Here is a 25,790-nt window from a genome sequence, read left to right as displayed (position 1 = left end):
CAGATTAAACGGGAGCGCGGCTTGTCTGCAGGCAGGCAAATTGATCCGGACCATTACCAGGCCTTCCGGGGTTTTCTGGAGCAATCCTGCGGGATCGTTCTGGGTGACAACAAGCAGTACCTGGTATCGAGTCGCCTGGGCCAGTTGATGGTTCGGGAGGGGATCGCCAACCTTGGTGAACTGGTGCGGCAGGTGCAGAGCAATCGCGCCGGCGGCCTGCGTGGCCGTGTAATCGAGGCCATGACCACCAACGAAACCCAGTGGTTTCGTGATCTCTACCCGTTTTCCATTCTGCAGGAGCGGCTGTTTCCCGAGTTCGTCAAGGCTGGAAAACCCCGCGTCCGGATCTGGTCTGCCGCCTGTTCCTCCGGGCAGGAGCCTTATTCCATCAGCATGGCGCTGCAGGAATTCATTGCCGCCGGGCAGCGTCTGGAGGCAGAAATCGTTGGCACCGATATCTCTCCCGCCATGGTCGCCCAGGCGCGTCTTGCCCGCTATGGCGGCAGTGCCATCAGCCGTGGGCTGTCCCTTGAGCGGCGCAAACGTTTCTTCCAGCAGGTCGACGACGATACCTGGGAGGCACGGCCCGAGATCCGCGGCAGGGTGAAGGTTCAGAGCCACAATCTGCTCGAGAGCTTCACGAGTCTTGGCCGTTTCGACCTGATCTTCTGCCGCAACGTCCTGATCTATTTCTCGGCGCAATCCCGCGAGGATATCCTGCGGCGGATGTGCCAGCAGCTGTCACCGGGCGGCTACCTGATTGTTGGTGCTTCGGAGTCATTGGCCCGGCATGCCGATGATCTGGAGATGGTGCGCAGCCACGGCGGCGTACTCTACCGCTTGCGCAACAAGGTGACTGAGCGTCGTTAGCCCGGAGTTTCGAGCGATGGCGGCAAGACCTTGCCGCCGGCTTGCCGCCGGAGCCCTGTCAAAATTCCGCCTGTTCGGGTTATCGGCGCTTGGGCCGAAAGCTTGACCCCGGCCCTGGCGCCGCACCGCTGCGGCGTTCCTCACCGCTAAACCCTGTTGTTTCCTTTGTGATCGTCCTCCTGGCGACGCGCTGGCACACCTTTCGCATAACCCCTCTCGAACAATCGTGAGGGCAGGTCATGAGCATATCTCTGGACAAGGCAATGGGTCTGCACGCGGCGGCGCTGAAGCTGCGCGGTGAGCGCCACCAGGTGCTGTCGCAGAACCTGGCCAATGCGGACACCCCGAACTACAAGGCGCGGGATTTCGATTTCCAGGCCGCGCTGCGGGCGGCAGAAGGCTCGCAGCGCGGTGGGCAACTGCAGATGGCGACCACCCACGGCAATCATCTGCGCGCGCAAGCCGGCGGCAACGCCTCCATGGAACTGCTCTACCGCCAGCCCTACAGCCCATCGCTGGATGGAAACACGGTGGAGAGCAACGTGGAGCAGGCCCAGTTCGCGGAGAACGCGGTGGGATATCAGGCCAGTCTGAATTTTCTCGGTGATCGCATCACCGGTCTTATCGGCGCGATTCGAGGGGAGTAGGGAGCATGTCTCTGTTCAAGGTGTTTGACGTTGCAGGGTCAGCCATGACGGCGCAGTCCCTGCGTCTGAACATGACCGCCAGCAACCTGGCCAATGCCGAGACCATGGCCGGCACGCCGGAGGCCGCCTACAAGGCGCGGCATCCCGTGTTCTCGGCCACGCTGCAGGCGGTGCGCGGCAACGATGGCAATACCGTTGGCGTGCGGGTGCGGGATGTCATCGAGAGCGAGGCGCCGAACAAGGCACTGCACATGCCCGATCACCCCGAGGCGGACGAGAACGGTTACGTGTACCGCTCCAACGTCAACACGGTGGAAGAGCTGGTCAACATGATCTCGGCCTCCCGCTCCTACCAGAACAACGTGGAGGTGATGACCACCTCCCGCGATTTGCTGCTGCAGACCCTGCAGCTTGGCCGGTAGTGTCGTGAATCATGAGTTCGTCATCTTGCTGCGGGTCGGCAAAACGCTGTCGCAAGGCGGCATCGCGAAGGCGTGGCGGGCCCACGTCGAGCGATGCCAACACCGCGACAGCGTTTTGCCGACCTGCCCTTCGGGAGCCAGTGCGCGCCTCGCTGGCGGTGTTGCAGCTCCTCACCATAGCGACGGCTATGGCTCGTCGCCGCGCCTAGCCAGCAAGGCGCGCACTGGCTCAGAAAGGTGACGAACTCATGATTCACGACACTAGGAGGCTGACGGATGTTTGACGCATTGACCGCCGGAAATGGTGTGGGCAGTGGGACGCAACCCAAGGACGCCGTGGGCAAGGGCAACGACGAGCTGGGTCAGGACGATTTTCTCAAGCTGATGATCACCCAGTTCCAGAACCAGGATCCGTTCCAGCCCATGGAGAGCGGCGAATTCCTGGGTCAGCTTGCGCACTTCACCAGCGCCAACGGCATCACCGAACTGCAGAAGTCCTTCGACAAGTTCGCTGCATCCATGACCACGGATCAGGGCCTGCGGGCCGCGAGCCTGGTGGGGCGCGATGTGCTGGTCGAGAGCAACCGCGGTGCGCTGCGTGAAGGCGAGTCCATGGGCGGCGCCGTCAAGAACCTGTCGGGCGTCGATAACGTGACGGTGCGCATCGAGAACGCCGCCGGCGAACTGGTCCGGGAATTGCCGCTGGGTGCGGCTTCCGGTTCGCAGGCGAGCTTCAACTGGGATGGCACCAATAACCGCGGTGTGCGCATGCCGCCGGGCGAATACCGCATCAGCGCCCAGGGCACCCGCAACGGTGAAAGCATCAGCCTGGGCGTGCTCTCCGGCGCACGGGTGAACAGCGTGACCCTGGGGCAGGGTGGGCAGAGCCCCATGCTCAGTCTTGACGGTGTCGGTGACAAGCCGCTCTCCGATGTTCGGCAAATTCAATAATCGAGGACAAAAGCCATGTCGTTCAATATCGCACTGTCCGGCCTGAACGCCGCCTCCGCGGACCTGGACGTGACCAGCAACAACATTGCCAACACCGGCACGGTGGGCTTCAAGGAGTCCCGTGCCGAATTTGCCGATATCTTCGCGACCTCCCAGCTGGGTCTGTCGCAGAACGCCATCGGCCAGGGTGCCCGGCTGTCGAACGTGCGCCAGCAGTTCAACCAGGGGCAGTTCGACTTCACCGGTAACAGCCTGGATCTCGCCGTCAGCGGCACCGGCTTCTTCCGGCTGAGTCAGGAAGGCTCTATCTCCTACTCGCGCAACGGCGCATTCGAGCTCAATCGCGATGGTTTCATCGTCAACGCCGACGGCAAGCAGCTCACCGGCTTTACCGCCAATACAGACGGCAACCTCACCGGTGCCCTTGGCCCGCTGCAGGTGAACACCGGCGACGTGCAGCCGAGTGCCACGGACAATATGGAGCTGAACGCCAACCTGGACGCGACCCAGGAGCCGCCGGCACTCGCTTTCGATGAGGAGAACCCGGAGACCTACAACTTCTCGACCTCCACCACCATCTTCGACTCTCTTGGTCGCTCGCACCTCTCCACCCTTTATTTCGTGAAGGGGGCCGCGGATAACGAGTGGCAGGTGTACACCGATGTCAACGGCAACATTAGCGCGCCCACCGACGTGGTGTTTAACCCGGACGGTTCGCTGAGCACCGTGAATGGTGCTGCCGATCCGAATGTGGATTTCACCTTCGCCGCGGCTGACACCGCCGGCGTCGAGGGCGCGAACGATCTGGACATCACCGTCGACTTTGGCGGCCTGACCCAGTTCGGCACGCCGTTCAACGTCGCCGAGCTGCGCCAGAACGGGTTCACCGCCGGCCAGTTCTCCAGTCTGGATGTGGAGAGTGACGGCACCATCTTCGGCCGCTACACCAACGGCCAGTCCCTGGTGCTTGGCCAGCTCGCCCTGGCGCGCTTCCCCAGCCCGGAGAAGCTCACCCAGACCGGCGACACTGCCTGGGTGGAAAGCTTCGAGTCCGGTGCGCCGGTGCTCGGCAACCCCACGCAGTCCGGCCTGGGCTCGATCCAGGCAGGTGCCCTTGAGCAGTCCAACGTCAATATCACCGAGCAGCTGGTGAAGATGATCACGGCGCAGCGCAACTTCCAGGCCAACGCCAAGATGATCTCGACCCAGGACCAGGTGACCCAGGAAATCATCAACATCAGGTAATCGCCATGGACCGTCTTGCCTATCTGGCCATGACCGGCGCCAAGCACGCACTGCAGGCGCAGCAGCACAACAGCCATAACCTGGCCAACGTCAACACGCCGGGTTTTCGTCAGGACCTGGATCAGCTGATTTCCCAGCCGGTCCGGGGGCCTGGCTATGCAAGCCGGGTGTACTCCTCGGAGACATCCATCGGCCATGACTTCCGTCCCGGCAGCGTGATGACCACCGGCCGGGATCTGGACGTGGCCATCAACGGCGACGGCTGGTTCGCGGTGCAGGGGCTGGACGGTGGCGAAGCCTACACCCGCCGGGGTGATCTGCGGATTTCCTCGGTGGGTTTGCTGGAGAACGGTGCCGGCCATCCGGTGCTCGGCGATGCTGGTCCGGTGGCGATTCCGCCGGCGGACAAGGTCGAGATCGGCCAGGACGGCACGGTGTCCATCGTGCCTGCCGGCGCTCCGGCGGATCAGCTGGTGGTGCTCGACCGCATCAAGCTGGTGGACCCGGCGGTGGAAGAACTCCGCAAGGGCGAGGATGGCCTGTTCCGCCTGCCGGATGGTGGCATTGCGCCGCCGGATGGGGCGATCCGGGTCACCAGCGGCGCGCTGGAAGGCAGCAACGTCAACTCGGTTGAGGCGCTGGTCAAGATGATCGACCACGCCCGGCAGTTCGAGACCTACGTGAAGCTGCTGAACAAGGCGGAAGAAAACGACAACGCCAGCAGTGCGCTGCTGCGCGCTCAAGGTTAACGGAGGCACATAGCCATGAATCCAGCACTCTGGGTCGCCAAGACGGGCCTCGATGCCCAGCAGACGCGCATGCAGGTGGTGTCTAACAATCTGGCCAACGTCAACACCACCGGCTTCAAGAAGGACCGGGCGGTGTTCGAGGACCTGGTCTACCAGACGGTACGCCAGGCCGGTGGACAGGAAACCCAGGACACCCAGCTGCCCACCGGGCTTTCGCTAGGCACCGGTGTTCGGGTGGTCGCCACCGAGAAACAGCACACCCAGGGCAACCTGATGCAGACCGGCAACTCCCTGGACGTCGCCATCGAGGGGCGCGGCTTTTTCCAGGTGCTGCAGTCCGACGGCACCATTGCCTACACCCGTGACGGCTCGTTCCAGGTGAACGCCGACGGCGAGATGGTGACCTCCAGCGGCCAGCTGCTGCAGCCCAACATCAACGTGCCGCCCAACACCGAGCAGATCAATATCGGCCGTGACGGCACCGTGAGCGCCAAGGTCCCGGGTCAGGCCCAGCCCATCCAGGTGGGCAATATCCAGCTCGCCGAATTCATCAACCCGGCGGGCCTCGAGCCCCTGGGGCAGAACCTCTACGCCGAGACCGGCGCCAGCGGCAACCCGCAGATCGGCGTGCCCGGGCTGAACGGCCTGGGGCAGGTGATGCAGGGCGCACTGGAGAGTTCCAACGTCAACATCGCCGAGGAACTGGTGAACATGATCGAGACGCAGCGGGCCTTCGAGACCAACACCAAGGCCATCTCCACTTCGGACCAGATGCTGCAGTTCATCACCACGAACATTTGACCGGCGGAGCCGGGGGGCACGTCATGATGAAGAAAATCACAATGCTTGCAGGCCTCATGCTGCTGGCCGGTTGCGCCACAGTACCGGATCACGCCCGCGAACCGCCAGCGCTGCCGCAACCCGTGGTGAAGGAGCAGCCCCGTCAGGTCAATGGCGCCATTTTCCAGGCGGGCCGCGATCAGCGGCTGTTCGAGAACCGTACGGCGCTGCGCCCGGGTGACCTCATCACCATCATCCTCGAAGAGGAAACCGGTGCCAGCAAGCAGGCCAGCACCAACGTCAGCAAGAGCAGTGACACCAACATCGGCACGCCCCAGGTGTTCGGCCGCGACGTCACCGTCAGGGGCAACCCGCTGTCTGCCTCGGCAAGCGCCGACCGTGACTTCAACGGCAGTGGCAACGTCAACCAGCAGAACGAGCTGACCGGCGTGCTCACCGCAATCGTGGTGGACGTGCATCCAAGCGGCATCCTGGTCGTGCAGGGCCAGAAGAAGCTCACCATCAACCACGGCGACGAATACATCACGTTGACCGGGCTGGTGCGGCCCGACGATGTGCGCCCGGACAACACCGTGTCTTCCACCCGGGTGGCCAACGCCCAGGTGGCGTATACCGGCACCGGCACCCTTGCCGATTCCAACCGGATGGGCTGGATGCAGCGCATCTTCAACTCGCCGCTTTGGCCCTTCTGAGGACGATGAACATGATGGCAATCAAGCGGATCTTCGTGTTCACCGTACTCTGCCTGCTGGCCGGAAGTGCCTGGGCCGTGAACGGCGAGCGCATCAAGGACCTGGCTTCGGTGCAGGGCGTGCGCTCCAACCAGCTGGTGGGCTACGGCCTGGTGGTGGGGCTTGATGGAAGCGGTGACCAGACCACCCAGACACCGTTCACCACCCAGAGCATTCGCAGCATGCTGGCCGCCCAGGGCGTGCAGTTGCCCGAGGGCATCAACCTGCAGACCAACAACGTGGCAGCGGTGATGGTAACGGCGGAACTGCCGGCCTTTGCCCGCTCGGGCCAGACCATCGATATCACGGTTTCATCTCTCGGGAATGCCCGCAGTCTGCGTGGCGGCAACCTGTTGCTCACCCCTTTGCGCGGCGCCGACGGCGAAGTCTACGCACTGGCCCAGGGCAACCTTGTAGTGGGTGGTTTCGGGGTAGAGGGCGCCGACGGAAGCCGTGTCACCGTCAACGTTCCCAGCACCGGCCGCGTGCCCAATGGCGCATCGGTGGAGCGGGAAGTGCAGAGCCCGTTCGCCTCCGGCGATTCCGTGGTGTTGAACCTGCACACCGGCGATTTCACCACCGCCCGTCGTCTCGCCGATGCCATCAACGATTCCCTGGGGCCGCAGACGGCTGCTGCCCGGGATGCGGTGTCGGTGGAAGTTCGCGCGCCCCGCGATCCTGACCAGCGGGTGGGCTTTGTGTCCTTTCTGGAGAACATCCGGGTTGATCCCGGTGACGCCCCGGCGCGGGTCATCGTCAACTCCCGCACCGGAACGGTGGTCATTGGCAGCCACGTGCGCGTGCGCGCCGCTGCCGTGACCCACGGCAGCCTCACCGTGACCATCAGCGAGGACTTCCAGGTGGGTATGCCGGCGCCGTTTACCGATGCAGACCCGGTGGTGGTGCCTGATACGCAGATCGACGTGGTGGAGGAAGCGAACCCCATGTTCATCTTCGGCCCCGGCGTCGAGTTGCAGGAAATTGTCAACGCGGTGAACCGCGTCGGCGCGGCCCCAGGGGATCTGGTGTCGATCCTCGAAGCCCTGAAGCAGGCCGGCGCCTTGCGGGCGGAGTTGATCATTATCTGAGAGTGGTGGCCTGGTCGGGAGCTGTCTGGTGCGTTACGCGCTTTGCGCTAACGCACCCTACAACCCGATCCAGCCCCCACCCCCCGTAGGGTGCGTTAGCGCGCAGCGCGTAACGCACCGAACCAACAACCAACGAAGCCACAACCGAGACGAAAGAGCACCAACCCATGACGCTCACCCCAGCCGAAGCCAACATCTTCGACACCTCCGCCGCCACGCGCATGCGTCGCAGCCTCGGTGAGCAATCCGAAGACGGCATTCGCGAGGTTGCGAAGCAGTTCGAGTCACTGTTCGTGCAGATGATGCTGAAGAGCATGCGTGCCGCAACCCCCGGCGACGGTCTTTTCTCCAACGCCGGCACCGATCAGTACCAGCAACTCTACGACCAGCAGATGGGCCTCGCCGTGACCCAGGGTGACGGTCCCGGTTTCGGGATCGCTGCCATGGTGGAACGCCAGCTCCGGGAACAGGTCGGCTTCGACAACCCGGCCCCGGTGACCGGCGGCAAGGGAATCCAGGACTACGGTCGCCTGCCGGTGATGCGTATTCAGGAGGCGCCAACGCCGGATGTGGCTCCCAAGCCCGGAGCCCCCACGGGCAAGGCCACCGGCCTGGGCGGCAAGGGTGATGGCTGGGAAAAGCCGGAAGACTTCGTCCGGGACATCTGGCCTGCGGCCAGGGCCACGGCGCAGGAACTGGGTGTGGACCCCCGTGCACTGGTTGCGCAGGCGGCGCTGGAAACCGGCTGGGGCCGGCACGTCATCCGCAAGGCGGACGGTGAGGGCGCCAACAATCTGTTCGGTATCAAGGCGACACCGGGCTGGCAGGGTGACCGCGTGCGGGTACCGACGCTGGAATACCGTGGTGGTATCCCGCAACGGGAGATGGCCGAATTCCGGGCCTACGATTCCCTGGAGGACAGCTTCCGCGACTACCTGCAGTTTCTGAACAACAACCCCCGGTATGCCGGGGCGCTCAAGGTCAGTGATGACCCGGTTGCATTTACCAATGCTTTGCAGCAGGCCGGCTATGCCACGGACCCGCATTACGCCCGCAAGATCCAGCAGATCATGGGCGGCGATATCCTCCGGGCCACGCTGCCGGAATTAAAGAATGACGCACCGCGGACGACACCCTTGTAACCACGGGTCGCCGCCTTCGTGCGGCCACCCCCAGGAGTAAGTGAGCATGGCCAATATTTTCGGTACAAGTGTCTCCGGTCTGCTAGCCACCCAGCGGGCGTTGGCGACCACTGGCCATAACATTTCCAACGTCAACACCGAAGGCTACAGCCGGCAGCGGGTGGATTTCTCCACCCGCATTCCCAGCGGCAGCAGCCAGGGCTTCATCGGCACCGGGGTGCAGACGGACAGCGTGCGCCGGGTATTCGACCAGAGCCTCGAGACCGCGCTGCAGAAGAACATTGCCGAGTTCTCCCGGCTGGACACGCTGGCCAACTTCAATGGCCGGGTGGACAACCTGCTGGCGGACAAGGATGCCGGCGTTTCGCCGGCGTTGCAGTCGTTCTTCGACGCGGTGCAGGATGCCGCCAACGACCCCACATCCACCTCGGCGCGGCAGGTGCTGCTGTCCGAGGCGGAAAGCCTGGTCAGCCGCTTCGAACTCGTGAATCAGCGGCTGGATGAGCTGGAGCGCGATGCCAACAACCGCATCCAGCTCGGCGTCTCCGAGATCAACGAACTGGCCGGCTCCATCGCCAGGCTCAACCAGGAGATCGTCCAGGCCCAGGGCCGCACCGGCCAGCCGCCCAACGATCTGCTGGACAAGCGCGATCAGCTCATCAAGCAGCTCTCCGAGAAGGTGGGCGTGACCACGGTGCCGGAGTCCGGTGGCGCGATTAACGTCTTCATCGGTAATGGCCAGGCGCTGGTGGTGGGCAATTCCACCAACCAGATCTCGGCGGTGCGCAGCCAGTTCGACCCCAACCAGTTCGAGATCGCCTACCAGCGTCCGGGGGGTGGGCAGGTCAATATCACGCGGAACCTTACCGGTGGCGAGGTGGGCGGGTTGCTGGACTTCCGCCGCGAGGTACTTGAGCCGACCCGCAATGACCTGGGCCGCCTTGCCGCCACCATTGCCACCACCTTCAATGAGCAGCACCGCCTGGGCATGCAGTTCGAGTCGACGCCGCCCGGCCTTGGCCAGGACTTCTTCTCACTGCCCGGGCCCCAGGTGCTGCCTAGCCAGAATAACTCGGCCGGGGTGGGTTCACCCATCGTGGATTTCGACGCCGCCACGATCAGCGATCTCACCGGCTCCGACTATCGCCTGACCTTTGACAATGGTGACTGGACGCTGCTGCGCCTGCGCGACAATACCAGTCAGGTCGTTGACGACAGTGGCCCGCAGGTCATTGATGGGCTGAGCATTGATGTCAGCGGGCTCGGCGCCGCCGACGGTGACAGCTTCCTGCTGCGACCCACCAAGCAGTCGTCGGCGCGCATCGACGTGAACCTGCAGCGGCCGGGGCAGATTGCCCTCGCCAATCCGCTGACTGGCGGCGAGGTGACCACCGCCAGTGGTCAGGCCATCAATACCGGGAGTGGTCAGCTGGACCGCATTTCCGTCTCGGCCTTCGACCCCGATCAGCTCGACAACTTCCGCGCCGATGGGCCGCTCACCTTCACCTTTGATGCGGCGGCCAGTGCCTTTCAGGTCACCGACGCCAATGGTGCCGCAGTCGCCAGCATCGACTACGATCCAGCCACCCAGGGCAACGGCATCAACGCGGAAGTCGAGACCGCGGAGTTTGGCACCTTCAGCCTGCGCCTTTCCGGCGTACCGGCGGATGGTGACGCCTTCGAGGTCAAGGCCAACGACAATGGTGTGGGCGACAACGCCAACGCCCTGCAACTCGCCGAACTCGCCAACGAGGGAACCGCCCAGGGTGGCGCTGCCACCTACCAGGAGTTCTACGGCAGCATTGTCGGCCGGGTCGGTACCGAGACCTTGCGGGCCCAGAGCAATCGGGATGCCCAGGAGGCGCTGGTCGACCAGGCCCGGCAGGCGAGGGAATCTGTGTCCGGCGTCAACCTGGAAGAAGAGGCCGCAAAATTGCTGCAGTTCCAGCAGGCGTTCCAGGCCAACGCCCAGGTCATTACCGTGGCCAACGATGTTTTCCAGACGCTGCTCGGTGCGATCCAGAGGTAAGCCATGCGTGTCTCTACCAATCAGTTCCAGCAGACCAGCACCAATTCGATCCTCGATCAGCAGTCGAAGCTGCTGAAGACCCAGCAACAGCTGGCCACCGGGCGCAAGATTCTCACACCGTCGGATGACCCTGCCGGCGCCGCCCGGGTGCTGGACCTGGAGAAATCCATCGGTCAGGTTGAGCAGTTCAACCGCAACCTGGACCGGGCCGAGTTCGCCCTCAAGACCGAGGAGTCCGTGCTGGAAGAGACGGGCAACATCATCCAGCGGGTGCGTGAGCTGACGGTGCAGTCCCTGAATGCCACCCAGGACGGTGCCAACCGGAAAATCATCGCAGCTGAGATTCGCCAGTTGCAGGATCAGCTTGTGCAGCTGGCCAACACCCAGGACGGAACCGGTGAATTCATCTTTGCCGGTAGCAATACCCGCACGCGCCCCTTTGCGCTGGGAGATGGCGACGTCAACTACACCGGCGATCAGACCCAGCGGCTGGTGCAGGCCGGGCCGTCGCGGCAGTTGGCTACCAACCACACCGGCTTCGAGACGTTCATGCGCATCCGCGAGGGCAACGGTGAATTCACCACGGCGGCGGCCCCCGGCAATGGCGGTACAGCAGTTATCGACGGCGGCCGGATTCTCGACCGCACCGTGGCCTTTGATGGCCCTTACACCATCGCCTTCACGGAGCAGGCGAACGGCGAGCTGACCTACACGGTGAGCAATGCCGGCGGCAACTTGGTGGAGGACGCCCCCTACAACCGGGGTGACGCCATCGTGTTCGATGGCCGGGAAGTGGCCATCAGCGGAACGCCGGTGGACGGCGACAGCTTCGAGGTGGCACCGGCGGGCTTCAACAGCCTGTTCGGCATGCTCGACGACCTGGCGGCGGCACTCGAAGCCTCCGGTTCCAACGAGACCTCGGTGGACCGGTCACGGTTTCTCAATGCGGGTAATTCGGCGCTGGGCAACCTGGATCAGGCGCTGGACAACATTCTCAACATACGCAGCGAAGTCGGTGCGCGGCTCAACGCCGTGGACGGCGAGCGCCGCGCCAACGAATCCAGCCTGCTGGACTTGAGAGAGGCCAAGTCGAATATCGAGGATGTGGATTACGCCAAGGCCATCAGCGAATTGAATTTGCGTCAGGTTGGGTTGCAGGCGGCGCAGCAGAGTTATGTGCGTATCCAGGGCTTGAGTTTGTTCAATTTCCTGTAAGCGTGGGGCAAGGCCAGCGCCGCTGCGGTGCGTTACGCGCTGCGCGCTAACAGCACCCTACAGTTGGCCGTGGCCGGCCAAGCCCGCCGTAGGGTGCTGTTAGGCCGCAGGCCGTAACGCACCGATTCAGCGTTGGCCATGCCCGCCCCCAACCAAAGGGCATAAACGGCTGTCGGGTGCGCCGCTCATGGACCGTCAGCGACAGGGATGTCGCTGTCGAGCCCCCAGGGATGGGTTTACGGCGTGTCCATGAGCGGCGTACCCGGCAGCCGTTCCCCGATATCCCCCTGTAGGGTGCTGTTAGCGCGAAGCGCGTAACGCACCGCAACCCACGCCAATCAAACCCACCAACCGCAAAAATGTGACCCCCGTCACAAAAAAATCCCCTTACGCGTTAAAGTTCCCCCCACCATCGCCGTTAAACCTCCTGAACAAAGAATTCCAGCATCGCTGGAGCAAACGGTGCAGGGCACCGCGTTAACTCAGGAGTGGGAACAATGGCCCAGATCATCAACACCAACGTGCTGTCGCTGAATGCGCAGCGTAACCTCACCACCTCGCAGGGCGCCCTGGCCACCAGCCTGGAGCGTCTGTCCTCCGGCCTGCGCATCAACTCCGCCAAGGACGACGCCGCCGGTCTGGCGATCGCCGAGCGCTTCACCTCGCAGATCCGTGGTCTCAACCAGGCCAGCCGGAACGCCAACGACGGCATCTCCTTCTCGCAGACCGCCGAAGGCGCGCTCAGCACCATCGGTGACGCCCTGCAGCGGGCCCGTGAGCTGTCTATCCAGGCCGCCAACGACTCGAACTCCGCCACCGATCGGCAGGCGTTGAACGACGAAGTGCAGCAGCTCATTCAGGAAGTCAGCCGCGTCGCCAACGCCACCGAGTTCAACGGCGGCAACATTCTCGACGGCAGTCTGCAGGATATCTTCTTCCAGGTCGGCGCCAACCAGGGCCAGACCATTGCCGTCAACGGCGTGGACGCGAGGACGTCGGAGCTGGGCGTCACCGAGTTTGTCGGTGCGAATGGTCTGTCGCAGGAACAGATCAATGACGACGGTATTGCGAGCATTGGAGACATTACGATCGCCAGTGATGATTTCGACGACATCGTGGTCGATCTGACTGGCGCCGAAAGTCTTGATGACGCGGTCCGCCTGATCAACGAGCAGATCGCTGAAGATGCCGCCGCCGGCGACGACAATGCGGCTGCACTGGCTTCCGCGAACGTGCAGGCCTCACTGCGTGTAGGCAACGATGGTTCCACGACCATTGCCATCACTTCCGCTCTTGGCACCGAGGCGCTTGCCGTGACCGGCGGCCTCGTGACACTTGATGATGATGACACGACGCCGACCACGGTCGACCTCTTTGATGGCGCCGCTGCGGAGGATGTCACCCTGCGCGACATCGACGTTGCCACCCGTGAGTCGGCGACCCAGGCCATCGGTGCGCTGGACGGTGCTCTTACCCAGGTCAACAGCCTGCGTGCGGAACTCGGCGCGGTGCAGGTGCGCTTCGAGAACACCATCGCCAACCTGAGCGTCAGCTCGGAGAACCTCTCCGCTGCCCGCTCCCGCATCCAGGACGCCGACTTTGCCGCAGAGACTGCCGCGCTGACCCGTGCGCAGATCCTTCAGCAGGCCGGTACCTCGGTGCTGGCCCAGGCCAACGCGGTGCCGCAGAACGTCCTCGCCCTGCTGGGTTAATCGGGGTAGGGCAAGGTTCAGGGCGGCATTCGATCCGGATGCCGCCCTGATTTGGTGACAGGTGGAGGGCTTATGCATGGACAGGGCAGATCTCACATTGCTTGCTCCCATGATGCCCCGGCAGCAGACTGACCGTAGCCAGAATGTGCCGAGCATCGAACGTGTCGACGCCGACGGTCGGGGTCGAGCACCCCAGGTCGAGTCGGTGACCGCCGAAGATGTGGACAACGCCGTTGCAACGCTGAACGACTTTGTCCAGGTGGTTCGTCGCGATCTGCAGTTCTCGGTGGATGAAACCTCCGGGCGCACGGTCATCACCGTCCTGGACTCGGAAACCGAGGAAGTGGTGCGGCAGATCCCGCCGGAACGGCTGGTTGCCGCGGCGGAGAACGTGCAGCGGCTGCAGGGCCTGCTGTTCGAGGCAGAAGCCTGAACGGCAAGCTTCTTGCTGTAGTACGCCTCAGGTAATGAACCCCCAAGCGGTGCCTGTCCGCGTGGGTGCTGGATTGAAACCACAGGCCTATGGTTGCCGCCAGGGCGGCAAGAGTTTGCAGCGGGAGAGTGACCATGACGGGCATCAGTTCACTGGGCGTTGGGTCGGGCATCGACATCCGCGGGTTGGTGGATCAGCTCGTCGCCGCAGAACGCGCACCGCAGCAGAATCGCATCGATCGCCAAGCCGAGCGCTTCCAGACGCAGCTCTCCGCCCTGGGTCAGGTGCGCAGTGCGCTCTCTTCTTTCCAGACACAGGTCCGTGATCTGGCCCAGCAGAATAGCTTCCTCAGCACCCGTGCGACCTCTTCCAACGAAGGAGCCATCGCTGTCACCGCGAGAGATGGCGCGGATGCGGGCAATTTCGACATCCAGGTGAACCGCCTCGCCCAGGCCCAGAGCATCGCTACTGGTGCCTTCGCCAGCCGCGATGCGGTGCTTGGCAGTGGTTCGCTCACGTTCCGGTTCGGCGCGGTGGAGCAGGACGAGTCGGGCGCAGTGACCGGCTTTTCCCAGAACGCCGACAAGGCGACGCGCACGATTCAGATCGATCCTGCCAACAACACCCTGCAGGGAATCCGCGACGCGGTGAACGGTGCCGACATTGGTGTGCGCGCGAACATCGTCAACGACGGCAGCGGCGAGCGGCTGGTTTTCTCATCAACGGAGAGTGGCGAGGACAACGGCTTTCTCATCGATGTGGATTCGGCCGATGCCGCATTGAATCGACTGGCCTTCAACGAGAGCAGCACCGAGACCATCATCACCCGGTCCGCAAGCAATGCCGAGCTGACAATCGATGGACTGGCGGTGACCCGGTCATCGAATACGATTACCGATCTCATCGACGGTGTGACCCTGGATCTGCGGCAGACCACGGAAACCGCCGCCCGCATCCAGGTCGAGACTGACAACAGCGGTGCCCGTGAGGCCATCGAGGGCTTTGTCGCGGCCTTCAATGAATTGCAGGGCAAGCTGCGGGAACTGACGCGCTTCAATCCGGAAACCGAGACCGCCGGGCCATTGAATGGCAACGCCGCCGTGCGCAATATCACCAGCCAGCTGCGCAATGCCCTGACGGCACCACTGGCCGCGCTGGAAGGTCGCGAAGTCCGGGCCATGGCCGATATCGGTATCCTCACCACTCGAGAGGGTGGCCTGGAATTGAATGCCGACCGCCTCGAAAGCGCCCTTGAGCGGGACCCGGACGCCGTCGCCGCCTTGTTCGGTCGCACCGGTATTGTCGATGGTGGGGGGTTCTCCTTCGACAGCAGCCGCACCGCCACCGAGAACGGACGTTACGGCGTCAACGTCTCCGAACTGGCATCACGGGGCCGATTCTCTGGCGCCGGTATCGGCGGTGGGCCGATCAGCATCGCCGAGGGTGATAACACTTTCCGCATTCTCGTTGATGGCACGCGGTCCGAAGTGCTGACCCTGCGGCCGGGGGATTACGACAGCCCGAATGCCGTTGCCCGTGAACTACAGGCGCTGATCAATGGTTCCAGCGTTCTGCGCGATGGCAACCGCAGTGTCTCCGTCTCCTTCGATATCGAAACCAACAGCTTTACGGTGACCTCGCAGCGTTACGGCAGCGAGTCGAGCATTGCGTTCAATAGCGTTGCGGCGGGGCTCTCGGCGAGCCTGGGTATCGATGGCGGTGTGGCTACTGCCGGCACGGATGTGCAAGGCACCATCGGTGGAGTGGCAGCCGAGGGCTTTGGCCAGTTTCTTACCGGCCAGAGCGGCCCCACCAACGGGCTCAAGCTCAAGGTGGACGGTGGTCAGACGGGTGATCTCGGATCCATTACCTATTCCCGGGGAATCATGTCGGATCTCGACAGGATTCTGCAGGATTTCATCGGTGCGAACGGCTCCATCAGCAATCAGACCAACAGTCTGAACAGCCAGTTGTCGCGACTTGATAGCGATCAGGAGCGGCTTGACCGGCGCATGTCACAGGTTGAATCGCGTTACGTCGCCCAGTTCAGCGCCATGGATCAGATGGTGGCGCAGATGAACGAAACCAGCCAGTTTCTGAGTCAGCAGCTGGCGACGCTGAATTTCAACAACAACAACAACCGTCGCTGATATCGACACACTGATTTCTCAAGGTGGACTCCATGGTCAACAACAAACTCAACGCCTACCAGCAGGTCAGCAATCAGTCGGCGCAGTTCGCCGACCCCCATCGCCTGATCCAGATGCTGATGGATGGCTTCATCATGCGTGTCGCCGCCGCCAGGGGTGCGATGCAACGCAGGGAGTTCGAGCGAAAGGGCGTCGAGCTGGGCAAGGCCATTTCCATTCTCAGCGGCCTGCGGGACACGCTGGATCATGACAAGGGGGGCGAGCTTGCTGCCAACCTGGAAGGCCTGTACGACTACATGCAGCGCCGGATCCTGGAAGCCACCGCGAGCAATGACGTGGCCATGCTTGATGAAATCATCGGGCTGATGCGCGAAGTGAAAACCGGCTGGGACGGCATTCGCGACGCTGCCACCGGGGCTGCTGAAGTGAAAGCCGCTGATCCGAATGGTGTCAGTGTCAGTGGCTGAGACCACGCATGATGCCCTGGCGGGCGAGCTGCTTCGCCTGACCAGGGAAATGGTCGAGGCCGCCCGCGCCCGCGACTGGCCCGGTGTTGCCAGTCGTGAGGCCGAGCGTCGCCGCATCAATGCAAGACTGTTTGCCGAGCCCATCCCCCAGGCGCAGCGCGCCGTCGTGGCGCAGGCCATCGAGAAAGTGCTGGCCTACGACCCCGAACTCAACGAACTCGCCACCGATGCCCGCGACGAATCGGCCAACGATGTGCAGGATGCACAAGCCAACCGCAAGGCCGTTCGCGCCTATCATCGCTATTCCGCCGATTGATGAAGCCCTGAAGTCATTACGTCGCCGTAAACCGTCACATTCCTGACGCAGTCGCAAATTCGCGACACAGGTCACAGTTGCCCCGCCACGAAATTGACACTCTGACCCTGCGCGCAACAACGTCAAAAAGACGACGCGCGGTAGGTCGGTCAATCAGCGCCAGAATGAACAAAAGTCTCCGCGGCGCAGGTTGATCGCGAACGAAAACAAGAATTCGGACCGGGGGGTTCAGGGTGGTCAACGTCGTCGTATTCGATACCGATCGTGAGCGTGCAGCAGCCGTCGAAGCTGTCCTTCGTTTCCTCGAACATGATCCCACGGCAGTGCATCACCCGGATGCGCTTGCCGGCGTCCTCGGCGCCGAGGGTGAGCAGACAGCGGTTCTGCTGATCGCCGCCCATGCCGATGAGCGTCACTGGCGGGTCGTCGTGGATACACTGGTGGATGTGGCGCCATCGGTTCCCTATTTCTTCCTCACAGCCCCGGGGGATCGTCGTATCCGCCCGGTGGATGCCGGCTCCGGCTGTCTTGGCAACCTCGATCTGCCCCTCAAGCAGGCGCAATTCAGTAGCGGCCTCTCCCAGGCGCTCACTTTCAATGCCCGGCAGCGCGCCGCCGGACGCGGCGGCGTCAACGAGACGCCGCGCCTGGTGGGGCAGAGCAACGCCATGCAGCAGATCGCGCGTATGGTGCAGCAGGTGGCGCCTTCGGAAGCCACGGTGCTGATCCTGGGTGAGTCGGGTACCGGCAAGGAAGTCATTGCCCGCAATATTCATGAGCAATCCGACCGTCGCGACAAGCCCTTCGTGCCCATCAACTGCGGCGCGATTCCGGCGGATCTGCTGGAAAGCGAGCTGTTTGGTCACGAGAAAGGCGCGTTTACCGGTGCCTTCAGTGCGCGGCAGGGACGTTTCGAAATCGCCCAGGGCGGCACCATCTTTCTCGATGAGATCGGTGATATGAGCCTGCACATGCAGGTGAAGCTACTTCGCGTCTTGCAGGAACGTACCTTCGAGCGGGTGGGCAGCAACAAGCCGATTCAGGCCGACGTGCGCATCCTGGCCGCTACCCACCGGGACCTGGAGCAACGCATCACCAGCGGAGAATTCCGCGAGGACCTGTTCTACCGCCTGAATGTCTTTCCCATTCACGTGCCGGCGCTCCGCGAGCGGGCCGGGGATATCCCGGTGCTGGTGGACGAACTGCTGCGGCGGATCGAGGCCGATGGCCGTGGCTCGGTGCGGCTGACCCCGGCTGCCGTCTCTGCCTTGAGCCACCACCCCTGGCCCGGCAATGTGCGGGAGCTTGCCAACCTGATGGAGCGCCTCGCCATCCTGCACCCCTATGGCAGCGTTGGCGTAAACGATCTGCCGCCGCAATTCCACAAGGGCGACTGGGACGTTGCCTTGACCGAAGCCCCTGCGGTGGATGACTTGCCGGACACCGAAGTGGCCGGTGACGGCCCTGCCGCGTCCGAGCCCGTTGACTGGGCCGACGGCGGTATCGACCTCAAGACCTTCCTCTCGGACCTGGAAACCCAGCTCATTCGCGATGCCCTGGATGCCGCCGATGGCGTGGTTGCCCAGGCTGCCAAGCTGCTCAGCCTGCGCCGGACCACACTGGTGGAGAAGCTGCGCAAGTACGGCATCCAGCGCGCCGAGGCCTGACAGGGTCGGCTGAATCGCGGCTGGCACGATGGCTGCATCAAGCCCCCATGGAAGCCTGCAGTGTCAAAAGGCAGGCGCGAGATCGGAGGGCGGAACATTGACAGAACCCGAACTGATCCTGGTCAGCGATGATGCCGAGGCCGTTGGCCGTTGGCGGGAACTGCTGCAGGCCGAGGGCCACGCCGTGCAGATCGCGGCGACCACGGCGCAACTCGACAGCCTGCTCGACGCCTGCGGGCGTGCGGTGATCGTTCTGCAGCCCGGCTGCGGTGTCGACTGGCGGCGTCTGTTGCAGCGGGCGCTCCCCCCTCGCGTCATTCTCTATCAGCCCACCGGCACCATGCAGGACGCCGTGCGCGCCATCCGCGACGGGGCTGTCGATTTTCTGACGGCCCGTGACGATTCCATGGCGCTGCTGGAGAGCGTGCGCCGCCACTTGCAGGAATCCTCCGGTGACGGCCTGGTTTGCGAGGACCGTTTGACCCAGGAAATGGTGGCCCTGGCGGCGCGGGTAGCAGCGCGTCCGGTGACGGTGCTGCTGTCCGGCGAGAGCGGGACCGGCAAGGAGGTCTTTGCCCGCTTCATTCACCAGCAGTCGCCCCGGGCAGATGGTCCATTCGTGGCGGTGAATTGCGCGGCCATTCCCGAACACATGCTTGAGGCCGTGCTGTTCGGCTTCGAGAAGGGTGCTTTCACCGGCGCCCATCGCGCCCATACCGGCAAGTTCGAACAGGCCCAGGGCGGCACGCTGCTCCTGGATGAGGTCTCCGAGATCGATCTCGGACTGCAGGCCAAGCTGCTGCGCGTTCTGCAGGAGCGGGAAGTGGAGCGGCTCTGCGGTTCCGAAGCAACGCCTATCGATGTACGCGTCATCGCCACCACCAACCGTGATCTGCGCGGCGAAGTGCAGGCCGGGCGTTTCCGTGAGGATCTCTATTACCGTCTGCATGTGTTTCCCCTGGTCCTTCCCGCCTTGCGTGCCCGCCCGGCGGATATCGGCCCGCTGGCGGCGGCGTTCGTGCGTCGGCACTGTGCCGAACAGGCCAGTCAGCCCAGGCTCACCGAGGCGGCGATCCAGCGGCTGGTGACACACCCCTGGCCGGGTAACGTGCGGGAACTGGAGAACGTGATCCAGCGCGCCCTGGTGATGGTGGATGGCGAGCGCATCGAGCCCGCGCACCTGCGTTTCGATCCGGTGCCGGGTGACGTGGTGGTGGCGGAGGCAACGGCAGCGCCAGCGCCACTGGACGAGCGAATGCGCGACCGTGAGCAACGCATGATCATCGATACGCTGCAGCAGCAGAACGGCAGTCGCAAGGCGACCGCCGCAAAGCTCGGTATCAGCGTGCGCACGCTGCGCTACAAGTTGCAGCGCATGCGGGAACAAGGTCTGGAAGTGCCCGGCGTTGCCGGTGCCGAGTACGCATAAGGGGAACGAACCATGAATGGTGTCAGCGGACCAGGCAACGTCAACGCCGCGATTCGAATGCTGCAGGAGATGCAGCGGATGGCGGAACAGTCCCGTGGCGGCGCGGCAGACGCGCAACCGGCGCAACAGGGTGGCTTCGGCGCTGCAATGCGCACCGCGGTGGATCAGGTCAACACCATGCAGATGGACGCTTCCGCCAAGACCGAGGCCTTCACCCGGGGCGACGACATTCCCCTCACCGAGGTGATGGTGGCCACGCAGAAGAGCCGTGTGGCCTTCGAAGCGACCAAGCAGGTGCGCAATCACCTGGTCGAGGCCTACCGCGACATTTTCAACATGCCGGTTTGATGCATAGCGAGCGACGGAAACAGCCATGGCAGACGCACAGGCTTTGACGACCACTGACCAGGGCATGCTGCGCGGCGATAGCCGCGCTGGCGGCAAGCGCCCATGGGACGGCCTGATGAATGGGGCCGCCACACGCCAGATCGGGCTGATCGCCGGGTTGGCCATTGCCATGGCCATGGTGGTGGGGATCTTCTTCTGGGCCCAGCAGCCGGTCTACCGGACGGTGTTCGGCAGTCTGCCGGAATCGGATCGCGCTGCGGTGGTGGAAGCCCTGCAGGCCAGCGACCGGGAGTATCGTCTTGATCGCAACACCGGCGCCATTCAGGTGCCCGCCACCCAGGTTCATGAAACGCGGCTCTATCTCGCCGGACAAGGCTTGCCCAAGGGGCAGGGGGTGGGCTACGAGATGCTGCAGGAAGACCAGCGCTTCGGCACCAGCCAGTTTATGGAGACGGCCCGCTTCCAGCGTGCCCTGGAGACCGAGCTGGCCCGCTCCATCGGCAGCCTGAGCGCCGTGGAGCAGGCCCGGGTGCATCTGGCCATGCCGCGGGAGACCGTTTTCATCCGTGAAACCTCGCAACCCAGCGCCTCGGTGGTGGTCACCCTTGCCGCCGGCCGTCGGCTGAACGAGAACCAGGTGGCGGCCATCGTCCACCTGGTGGCCAGCAGCGTGCCGGAGATGTCCGAGGAGCGGGTCACTGTTGTCGACCAGCGGGGCGACCTGCTCACCCAGGACAGCATGGGCGATGCGATGGGCCTCTCCGCCCGGCAATTCGAGTACCAGCAGTGGGTGGAGCGCAGCTATGCCCAGCGCATCGAGGATCTGCTGACACCCATGGTGGGCGCCGGCCGGGTGCGGGCCCGCGTCAACACGCTGATCGATTTCGACCATGAAGAGATCACCCAGGAGACGTTCGATCCGGATACCACGGTGATCCGCAGCGAACAGACCAGCGAGGAACGTCGGGAAGCGGGTGGACGCGCCGAGGGCGTGCCTGGCGCACTCACCAACCAGCCCCCCGGCGCCGGTCAGATCGGCGGCGAAGACGCCTTCATGGCGGAGAGCATCTTTCCCTTCAACACCAGCAACCAGGCCACGCGCAACTTCGAGGTGGGCCGCACCGTACGCCACAATCGCCGCGCCCAGGGCGGCATCGAGCGATTGACCGTGGCCGTGCTGGTTGACCAGCCCATGGTTGCCGGTGACGACGGCGAGATGGTGCGCGAGGCCATGAGCGACGTGCAGATTCAGCGCCTGACTGCACTGATCCAGGATGCCATCGGTTTTGACGGCACCCGGGGCGACAGCATCAATGTCATCGATGCGGCTTTCCAGGAGCCCGAGGCCGAGGTGATACCGGAGCCCGCGCTCTGGGAGCAGCCGCTGGCGCTGGAACTGGGGCGCTGGATGATTGCCGCCATCGTGGCGCTGGCCTTGATCTTCATGGTGATCCGCCCGATGGTGAACGGACTGCTTGGCCGGGGTGCGTCGAAGCAACCCCAGGGTGAGCAACAGGCGGGACTGCCTGCGGCGGAAAGCGGCGTGGATACCCGCCGCCTGACCGGCCCGGACATGGAAAGCGGAACCATTGAGCAGACTGCGGCCATCAATAACGCGGATCATAAGGCCAAGATCGATGCCGCCCGGCAGATCATCGATCAGGAGCCGGCCCTGGCCGCCAACCTCATCAAGAACTGGTTGAATGACGATGACGGAAAATAGTCCCAGCCCGAAGTTGAGCGGCGCCGAAAAAGCGGCCGTTTTCCTGATGAGCCTTGGCGAGGATACGGCTGCCTCGGTGATGAAGCACCTTGGGCCGAAAGAGGTGCAGTTGCTGGGCAGTACCATGACCTCGCTGAAGAACATCCGCAAGGAACAGGTCGAGGCGGTGGTGGATGACTTTGTCACCACCGTCGGCGAGCAGACAGCGCTTGGTATCGGCAACAGCGACTACATTCGCTCGGTGCTGGTGAAGGCGCTGGGTGAGGACAAGGCCGGCAACATCATCGATCGCATCATGATGGGCGGCAACACCCGCGGCCTGGAGCAGCTGAAGTGGCTGGACGGCAAGACCGTCGCCGAGATGCTGCGCCTGGAGCACCCGCAGATCATTGCCATCGTCATGTCCTACCTTGACCCCGACCATGCCGCGGAGGTTCTGGCCAATCTGCCGGAGCGCATCCGCCACGACATCCTGATGCGTGTTGCGACCCTGCAGGGTGTGCAGCCTGCGGCACTGCAGGAGCTCGACGAGATCATGGAGCGGCAGTTCACCGGCAAGCAGCGCTTGAAGTCGTCGTCCATCGGCGGCATCCAGGCCGCGGCCAATATCCTCAACTATCTGGACAGTGCCGTGGAGAACCCGCTGATGGAGCAGGTCACCGAGATGGATGCGGACCTGAGTCAGAAGATCCAGGATCTCATGTTCACCTTCAACGACCTGGTGGAACTGGACGATCGCGGCATTCAGGCTCTGCTGCGCGAGGTGAGTTCGGAGCTGCTGGTGCTGGCGCTGAAGGGCGCCGACGATGCGCTGAAGGACAAGATGTTCAAGAACCTGTCACGGCGGGCCTCGGAGATGCTGCAGGACGATCTGGATGCCCGCGGCCCGGTGCGGGTCAGCGATGTGGAACAGGCCCAGAAGGAAGTACTCACCGTTGCCAAGCGCATGGCCGATGAGGGTCAGATCTCTCTTGGTGGCGGTGGCGATGAATACATCTGAGCGGAGGCCTGAATGAATCGCGCCAGCAAACCGCTGACCGACGAGGAGCGGCGCGATCAGTCTGTGAGCCGCTGGCAGGCGCCGGACATGCACGAGCCAGTGTCACCGAGCAGGGCCCCGAGTGGGGCCGAGGCAGTGGCGTCGCGGCCGCGTTACCCCACGGCGGGTGAGCTCGAGTCGCTGCGTCAGGCGGCCCAGGACGAGGGTTTCGAGCAGGGTCGCGAAGAGGGCTATCGTGCCGGCCTGGAACAGGCGCAGCAGGAGGCCCGCAACCAGGCGGAGCAGGCCGATGCGGACTACCGACAGCGTGTCACGCAACTCGACGGTGTGCTGGATGCCCTGGCCCGCCCGCTGGATCAACTGGATGAACAGGTTATCGAGCAACTGAGCCAGCTGGCACTGACCGCCGCCCGCCACGTGGTGCGACGGGAGCTGCAGACCCAGCCGGGAGAGGTCATGGCCGTGGTGCGGGAGGCGGTTGCCGCTCTGCCGTTGTCGGCGCAGAACGTACGTGTGCACGTCAACCCGGAAGATTTCCGGTTTCTCGGTGATCGCCTGGGTGACAGCCACGCCGATGCCGGGGAGCGCGCCTGGCGTCTGGTGGAGGATGCCGCCATCAGCCGTGGCGGCTGCACCGTGCGCAGCGATGCCTCATTCATCGATGCCACCGTGGAGCATCGGCTCAACCAGTTGGTGATCCAGTTGCTGGGTGGCGGTCGTGTGCAGGACCGTAACCCGCCGGATGGGCCCGACAATCCGCCTGCCGAAAACCGGCCGGTGGATGGGAACGACAATGACTGAGCCCCTTGACGAACAGCGTGCTGAACGCTGGCGGCAGGCGCTGGCCGAGCGGGAGTCGCATCTGCGCCCGCCGCGCATTGAGGTGCAAGGCACCCTGCGGCGTATGGTGGGGCTGACCCTGGAAGCCCGGGGTTGCCAGGCACCCATTGGCGCGCGCTGCGTGATTCGCTCGCGGGATACGGAAGACGTCGAGGCGGAAGTCGTCGGCTTTGGCGATGATTGCCTGTATCTCATGCCCACCGGTGACGTCCAGGGTATGACACCCGGCGCGGTGGTGATTCCCCAGGATGGTCTCTATGAAGCCGTGGTGGGTGACCGCCTGTTGGGCCGCATTCTCGACGGCGCTGGCATGCCCCTGGATGGCCGTGGCCCGATCCGCGGACAGGCGCGGGTACCGCTGCTGGGTCGCGGTGTGAATCCGCTGGATCGTGCCCCCATCCGGCGGCCGCTGGATGTGGGTGTGCGCTCCATCAATGCGCTGCTGTCCGTGGGGCAGGGGCAACGCATGGGGCTTTTCGCAGGCAGCGGCGTGGGCAAGAGCGTGCTGCTTGGCATGATGACCCGCTACACCGATGCCGATGTGGTGGTGGTGGGGTTGATCGGCGAACGTGGTCGGGAAGTGAAGGAGTTCATCGACGACATCCTCGGCGAGGAGGGCATGCGCCGCGCCGTGGTAGTGGCGGCGCCGGCGGATTCACCGCCCCTCATGCGGCTCCACGGCGCCATGCAGGCAACGGCCATTGCCGAGTATTTCCGCGATCAGGGCAAGCGCGTACTGCTGCTTATGGATTCCCTGACCCGCTATGCCCAGGCGCAGCGGGAAATCGGGCTCGCCATCGGCGAACCGCCCACCACCAAGGGCTATCCGCCATCGGTCTTCGCCAGGTTGCCGCGGCTGGTGGAGCGGGCCGGTAATGGCCCCGCCGGCGGTGGCTCCATTACCGCTTTTTATACCGTGCTGGCCGAGGGCGATGATCAGCAGGATCCCATTGCCGACGCCGCCCGCGCCATACTTGATGGTCATGTGGTGTTAAGCCGTGAACTGGCCGACGCGGGCCACTATCCGGCCATCGATATCGAGCAGTCCGTCAGCCGCGCCATGATCAACATCACCGATGAGCGGCATCGCGCCTTTGCCCAGCGGTTCAAGCAGATCTACGGTGTCTATCGGCAGAATCAGGACCTCATCAACGTCGGCGCCTACCAGCGGGGCACGGATCCCCGCGTGGACGAGGCAATCGCGTTGCATCCGAAGCTCATGGAATTCCTGTCCCAGGACCTGCGCCAGTCCGACGGATTCGCCAACAGTCTGGCCGCGCTGGAGGACCTGCTGGCGCCGCCAGCGTGATAGCGGTCGCAGACGCCAGTGGTGCATGCCTGCTATAAAACATAACCAAGAGGGGGGGCGATGACGCGATTGAAACGTCTGGAGACTGTTCAGGGAGTACTTGGCGACCGCGCCGAGGCCTCGGCGCGGCAACTCGAGCAGGCACGCCGCCGTGTGACCGAGGCGGAAGACCGGCTGACCCAGTTGCAGCAGTTTCGCGAAGATTACCGCCGCGATGTGGCCGGCGAGGGGCAGGGGCTCATCGATGCCTTCCGCCTCCGCGACTTCAATGCCTTCATCAGCCGGCTGGATGCCGCTATTGCCCAACAGCACCGCCATCTCATGGACCTCCGGCAGCAGGCCGACGGCTTGCAGGAACACTGGCTGACCGAACGCCGCCGTGCCGATGCGGTGGAGAAGGTCGTGGACAAACAGCGTGCCGCGGTGCGACGTGACGAGGCCAGTGCCGAGCAGCGCGCCAGCGACGAACTGGCGCTGCGCATGCGGCGCTTCCGGACATTCTGACG

The 25,790-nt window shown here is 63.9% G+C and carries 25 protein-coding genes; all 25 read left to right on the top strand.

Annotated features, from left to right (window positions below; translation table 11 throughout):
- Positions 1-21 precede the first annotated feature (21 nt).
- Entirely contained in the window at positions 22-870 is an 849-nt protein-coding gene (locus tag J2T57_RS13725) for a CheR family methyltransferase (RefSeq protein ID WP_253479231.1), read from the top strand.
- Positions 871-1,109: 239 nt separating this feature from the next.
- On the top strand, positions 1,110-1,517 hold the full coding sequence (flgB, locus tag J2T57_RS13720) for a flagellar basal body rod protein FlgB (protein WP_253479229.1): 408 nt from the start codon (positions 1,110-1,112) through the stop codon (positions 1,515-1,517).
- Positions 1,518-1,522: 5 nt separating this feature from the next.
- Positions 1,523-1,939 carry a flagellar basal body rod protein FlgC gene (gene flgC, locus J2T57_RS13715; RefSeq protein ID WP_253479227.1) on the top strand — a complete coding sequence of 139 codons (417 nt, stop codon included), beginning with the start codon at positions 1,523-1,525 and terminating at the stop codon, positions 1,937-1,939.
- A 276-nt stretch (positions 1,940-2,215) separates the two neighbouring features.
- Complete coding sequence (locus tag J2T57_RS13710) at positions 2,216-2,890, top strand: flagellar hook assembly protein FlgD (RefSeq protein WP_253479225.1); 675 nt, start codon at positions 2,216-2,218, stop codon at positions 2,888-2,890.
- A gap of 15 nt (positions 2,891-2,905) precedes the next feature.
- Entirely contained in the window at positions 2,906-4,135 is a 1,230-nt protein-coding gene (gene flgE, locus J2T57_RS13705; protein WP_253479223.1) for a flagellar hook protein FlgE, read from the top strand.
- A gap of 5 nt (positions 4,136-4,140) precedes the next feature.
- Positions 4,141-4,884, top strand: a complete 744-nt coding sequence (locus J2T57_RS13700; RefSeq protein ID WP_253479221.1) for a flagellar basal body rod protein FlgF — start codon at positions 4,141-4,143, stop codon at positions 4,882-4,884.
- A 15-nt stretch (positions 4,885-4,899) separates the two neighbouring features.
- Complete coding sequence (gene flgG / locus J2T57_RS13695) at positions 4,900-5,685, top strand: flagellar basal-body rod protein FlgG (RefSeq protein WP_253479219.1); 786 nt, start codon at positions 4,900-4,902, stop codon at positions 5,683-5,685.
- Positions 5,686-5,708: 23 nt separating this feature from the next.
- Entirely contained in the window at positions 5,709-6,377 is a 669-nt protein-coding gene (flgH, locus tag J2T57_RS13690; protein ID WP_253479217.1) for a flagellar basal body L-ring protein FlgH, read from the top strand.
- Positions 6,378-6,388: 11 nt separating this feature from the next.
- Complete coding sequence (locus J2T57_RS13685; protein WP_301289384.1) at positions 6,389-7,504, top strand: flagellar basal body P-ring protein FlgI; 1,116 nt, start codon at positions 6,389-6,391, stop codon at positions 7,502-7,504.
- A gap of 167 nt (positions 7,505-7,671) precedes the next feature.
- Positions 7,672-8,646, top strand: a complete 975-nt coding sequence (flgJ, locus tag J2T57_RS13680; protein WP_253479215.1) for a flagellar assembly peptidoglycan hydrolase FlgJ — start codon at positions 7,672-7,674, stop codon at positions 8,644-8,646.
- A 46-nt stretch (positions 8,647-8,692) separates the two neighbouring features.
- Positions 8,693-10,675: a flagellar hook-associated protein FlgK gene (gene flgK, locus J2T57_RS13675; protein WP_253479213.1), complete on the top strand. Its 1,983-nt coding sequence runs from the start codon at positions 8,693-8,695 to the stop codon at positions 10,673-10,675.
- 3 nt (positions 10,676-10,678) lie between these two features.
- Entirely contained in the window at positions 10,679-11,890 is a 1,212-nt protein-coding gene (flgL, locus tag J2T57_RS13670) for a flagellar hook-associated protein FlgL (RefSeq protein ID WP_253479211.1), read from the top strand.
- A gap of 497 nt (positions 11,891-12,387) precedes the next feature.
- Positions 12,388-13,602 carry a flagellin N-terminal helical domain-containing protein gene (locus J2T57_RS13665; protein WP_253479209.1) on the top strand — a complete coding sequence of 405 codons (1,215 nt, stop codon included), beginning with the start codon at positions 12,388-12,390 and terminating at the stop codon, positions 13,600-13,602.
- Between the two features lie 76 nt (positions 13,603-13,678).
- Positions 13,679-14,035: a flagellar protein FlaG gene (locus J2T57_RS13660; RefSeq protein ID WP_253479207.1), complete on the top strand. Its 357-nt coding sequence runs from the start codon at positions 13,679-13,681 to the stop codon at positions 14,033-14,035.
- 134 nt (positions 14,036-14,169) lie between these two features.
- Positions 14,170-16,185, top strand: a complete 2,016-nt coding sequence (gene fliD / locus J2T57_RS13655; protein WP_253479205.1) for a flagellar filament capping protein FliD — start codon at positions 14,170-14,172, stop codon at positions 16,183-16,185.
- Between the two features lie 32 nt (positions 16,186-16,217).
- Positions 16,218-16,652 (top strand): flagellar export chaperone FliS, encoded by a 435-nt coding sequence (fliS, locus tag J2T57_RS13650; protein WP_253479203.1) that lies wholly within the window; start codon positions 16,218-16,220, stop codon positions 16,650-16,652.
- Positions 16,645-16,968, top strand: coding sequence for a flagellar protein FliT (locus J2T57_RS13645; protein WP_253479201.1), 324 nt, complete (start codon positions 16,645-16,647; stop codon positions 16,966-16,968). The genes fliS and J2T57_RS13645 overlap by 8 nt, the downstream gene beginning before the upstream one ends.
- A gap of 233 nt (positions 16,969-17,201) precedes the next feature.
- Positions 17,202-18,635, top strand: coding sequence for a sigma-54 dependent transcriptional regulator (locus J2T57_RS13635; RefSeq protein ID WP_366519102.1), 1,434 nt, complete (start codon positions 17,202-17,204; stop codon positions 18,633-18,635).
- A gap of 97 nt (positions 18,636-18,732) precedes the next feature.
- Positions 18,733-20,064 (top strand): sigma-54-dependent transcriptional regulator, encoded by a 1,332-nt coding sequence (locus J2T57_RS13630; RefSeq protein ID WP_253479199.1) that lies wholly within the window; start codon positions 18,733-18,735, stop codon positions 20,062-20,064.
- Positions 20,065-20,076: 12 nt separating this feature from the next.
- A complete protein-coding gene (fliE, locus tag J2T57_RS13625) occupies positions 20,077-20,412 on the top strand; it encodes a flagellar hook-basal body complex protein FliE (RefSeq protein WP_253479196.1) in 336 nt (111 codons plus the stop codon).
- Positions 20,413-20,437: 25 nt separating this feature from the next.
- Positions 20,438-22,135: a flagellar basal-body MS-ring/collar protein FliF gene (fliF, locus tag J2T57_RS13620; RefSeq protein ID WP_253479194.1), complete on the top strand. Its 1,698-nt coding sequence runs from the start codon at positions 20,438-20,440 to the stop codon at positions 22,133-22,135.
- The gene (gene fliG / locus J2T57_RS13615; RefSeq protein WP_253479192.1) at positions 22,122-23,135 is read left to right on the top strand and encodes a flagellar motor switch protein FliG; all 1,014 of its coding nucleotides are present in this window, start codon (positions 22,122-22,124) and stop codon (positions 23,133-23,135) included. Before fliF ends, fliG begins: the two co-directional genes overlap by 14 nt.
- A 12-nt stretch (positions 23,136-23,147) precedes the next feature.
- On the top strand, positions 23,148-23,936 hold the full coding sequence (locus tag J2T57_RS13610; RefSeq protein ID WP_253479190.1) for a flagellar assembly protein FliH: 789 nt from the start codon (positions 23,148-23,150) through the stop codon (positions 23,934-23,936).
- Positions 23,929-25,284: a flagellar protein export ATPase FliI gene (gene fliI / locus J2T57_RS13605; protein ID WP_253479188.1), complete on the top strand. Its 1,356-nt coding sequence runs from the start codon at positions 23,929-23,931 to the stop codon at positions 25,282-25,284. The genes J2T57_RS13610 and fliI overlap by 8 nt, the downstream gene beginning before the upstream one ends.
- A 60-nt stretch (positions 25,285-25,344) precedes the next feature.
- Positions 25,345-25,788, top strand: a complete 444-nt coding sequence (fliJ, locus tag J2T57_RS13600) for a flagellar export protein FliJ (RefSeq protein ID WP_253479186.1) — start codon at positions 25,345-25,347, stop codon at positions 25,786-25,788.
- Positions 25,789-25,790 lie beyond the last annotated feature (2 nt).

Origin of the sequence: Natronocella acetinitrilica, from assembly GCF_024170285.1 — a bacterium.
Lineage (GTDB): Bacteria > Pseudomonadota > Gammaproteobacteria > Nitrococcales > Aquisalimonadaceae > Natronocella > Natronocella acetinitrilica.
Note: the sequence above shows the minus strand (reverse complement) of the source record. Positions and strands in the feature narration are given on the sequence as shown.

Coding starts and splice junctions, on each gene's coding strand:
- fliJ (WP_253479186.1), top strand. CDS start 25,345: ATGACGCGATTGAAACGTCTGGAGACTGTTCAGGGAGTACTTGGCGAC.
- flgJ (WP_253479215.1), top strand. CDS start 7,672: ATGACGCTCACCCCAGCCGAAGCCAACATCTTCGACACCTCCGCCGCC.
- J2T57_RS13660 (WP_253479207.1), top strand. CDS start 13,679: ATGGACAGGGCAGATCTCACATTGCTTGCTCCCATGATGCCCCGGCAG.
- J2T57_RS13685 (WP_301289384.1), top strand. CDS start 6,389: ATGATGGCAATCAAGCGGATCTTCGTGTTCACCGTACTCTGCCTGCTG.
- fliD (WP_253479205.1), top strand. CDS start 14,170: ATGACGGGCATCAGTTCACTGGGCGTTGGGTCGGGCATCGACATCCGC.
- fliF (WP_253479194.1), top strand. CDS start 20,438: ATGGCAGACGCACAGGCTTTGACGACCACTGACCAGGGCATGCTGCGC.
- fliG (WP_253479192.1), top strand. CDS start 22,122: ATGACGGAAAATAGTCCCAGCCCGAAGTTGAGCGGCGCCGAAAAAGCG.
- J2T57_RS13700 (WP_253479221.1), top strand. CDS start 4,141: ATGGACCGTCTTGCCTATCTGGCCATGACCGGCGCCAAGCACGCACTG.
- flgG (WP_253479219.1), top strand. CDS start 4,900: ATGAATCCAGCACTCTGGGTCGCCAAGACGGGCCTCGATGCCCAGCAG.
- J2T57_RS13710 (WP_253479225.1), top strand. CDS start 2,216: ATGTTTGACGCATTGACCGCCGGAAATGGTGTGGGCAGTGGGACGCAA.
- flgH (WP_253479217.1), top strand. CDS start 5,709: ATGATGAAGAAAATCACAATGCTTGCAGGCCTCATGCTGCTGGCCGGT.
- flgE (WP_253479223.1), top strand. CDS start 2,906: ATGTCGTTCAATATCGCACTGTCCGGCCTGAACGCCGCCTCCGCGGAC.
- flgB (WP_253479229.1), top strand. CDS start 1,110: ATGAGCATATCTCTGGACAAGGCAATGGGTCTGCACGCGGCGGCGCTG.
- fliS (WP_253479203.1), top strand. CDS start 16,218: ATGGTCAACAACAAACTCAACGCCTACCAGCAGGTCAGCAATCAGTCG.
- flgC (WP_253479227.1), top strand. CDS start 1,523: ATGTCTCTGTTCAAGGTGTTTGACGTTGCAGGGTCAGCCATGACGGCG.
- flgL (WP_253479211.1), top strand. CDS start 10,679: ATGCGTGTCTCTACCAATCAGTTCCAGCAGACCAGCACCAATTCGATC.
- fliE (WP_253479196.1), top strand. CDS start 20,077: ATGAATGGTGTCAGCGGACCAGGCAACGTCAACGCCGCGATTCGAATG.
- flgK (WP_253479213.1), top strand. CDS start 8,693: ATGGCCAATATTTTCGGTACAAGTGTCTCCGGTCTGCTAGCCACCCAG.
- fliI (WP_253479188.1), top strand. CDS start 23,929: ATGACTGAGCCCCTTGACGAACAGCGTGCTGAACGCTGGCGGCAGGCG.
- J2T57_RS13665 (WP_253479209.1), top strand. CDS start 12,388: ATGGCCCAGATCATCAACACCAACGTGCTGTCGCTGAATGCGCAGCGT.
- J2T57_RS13610 (WP_253479190.1), top strand. CDS start 23,148: ATGAATCGCGCCAGCAAACCGCTGACCGACGAGGAGCGGCGCGATCAG.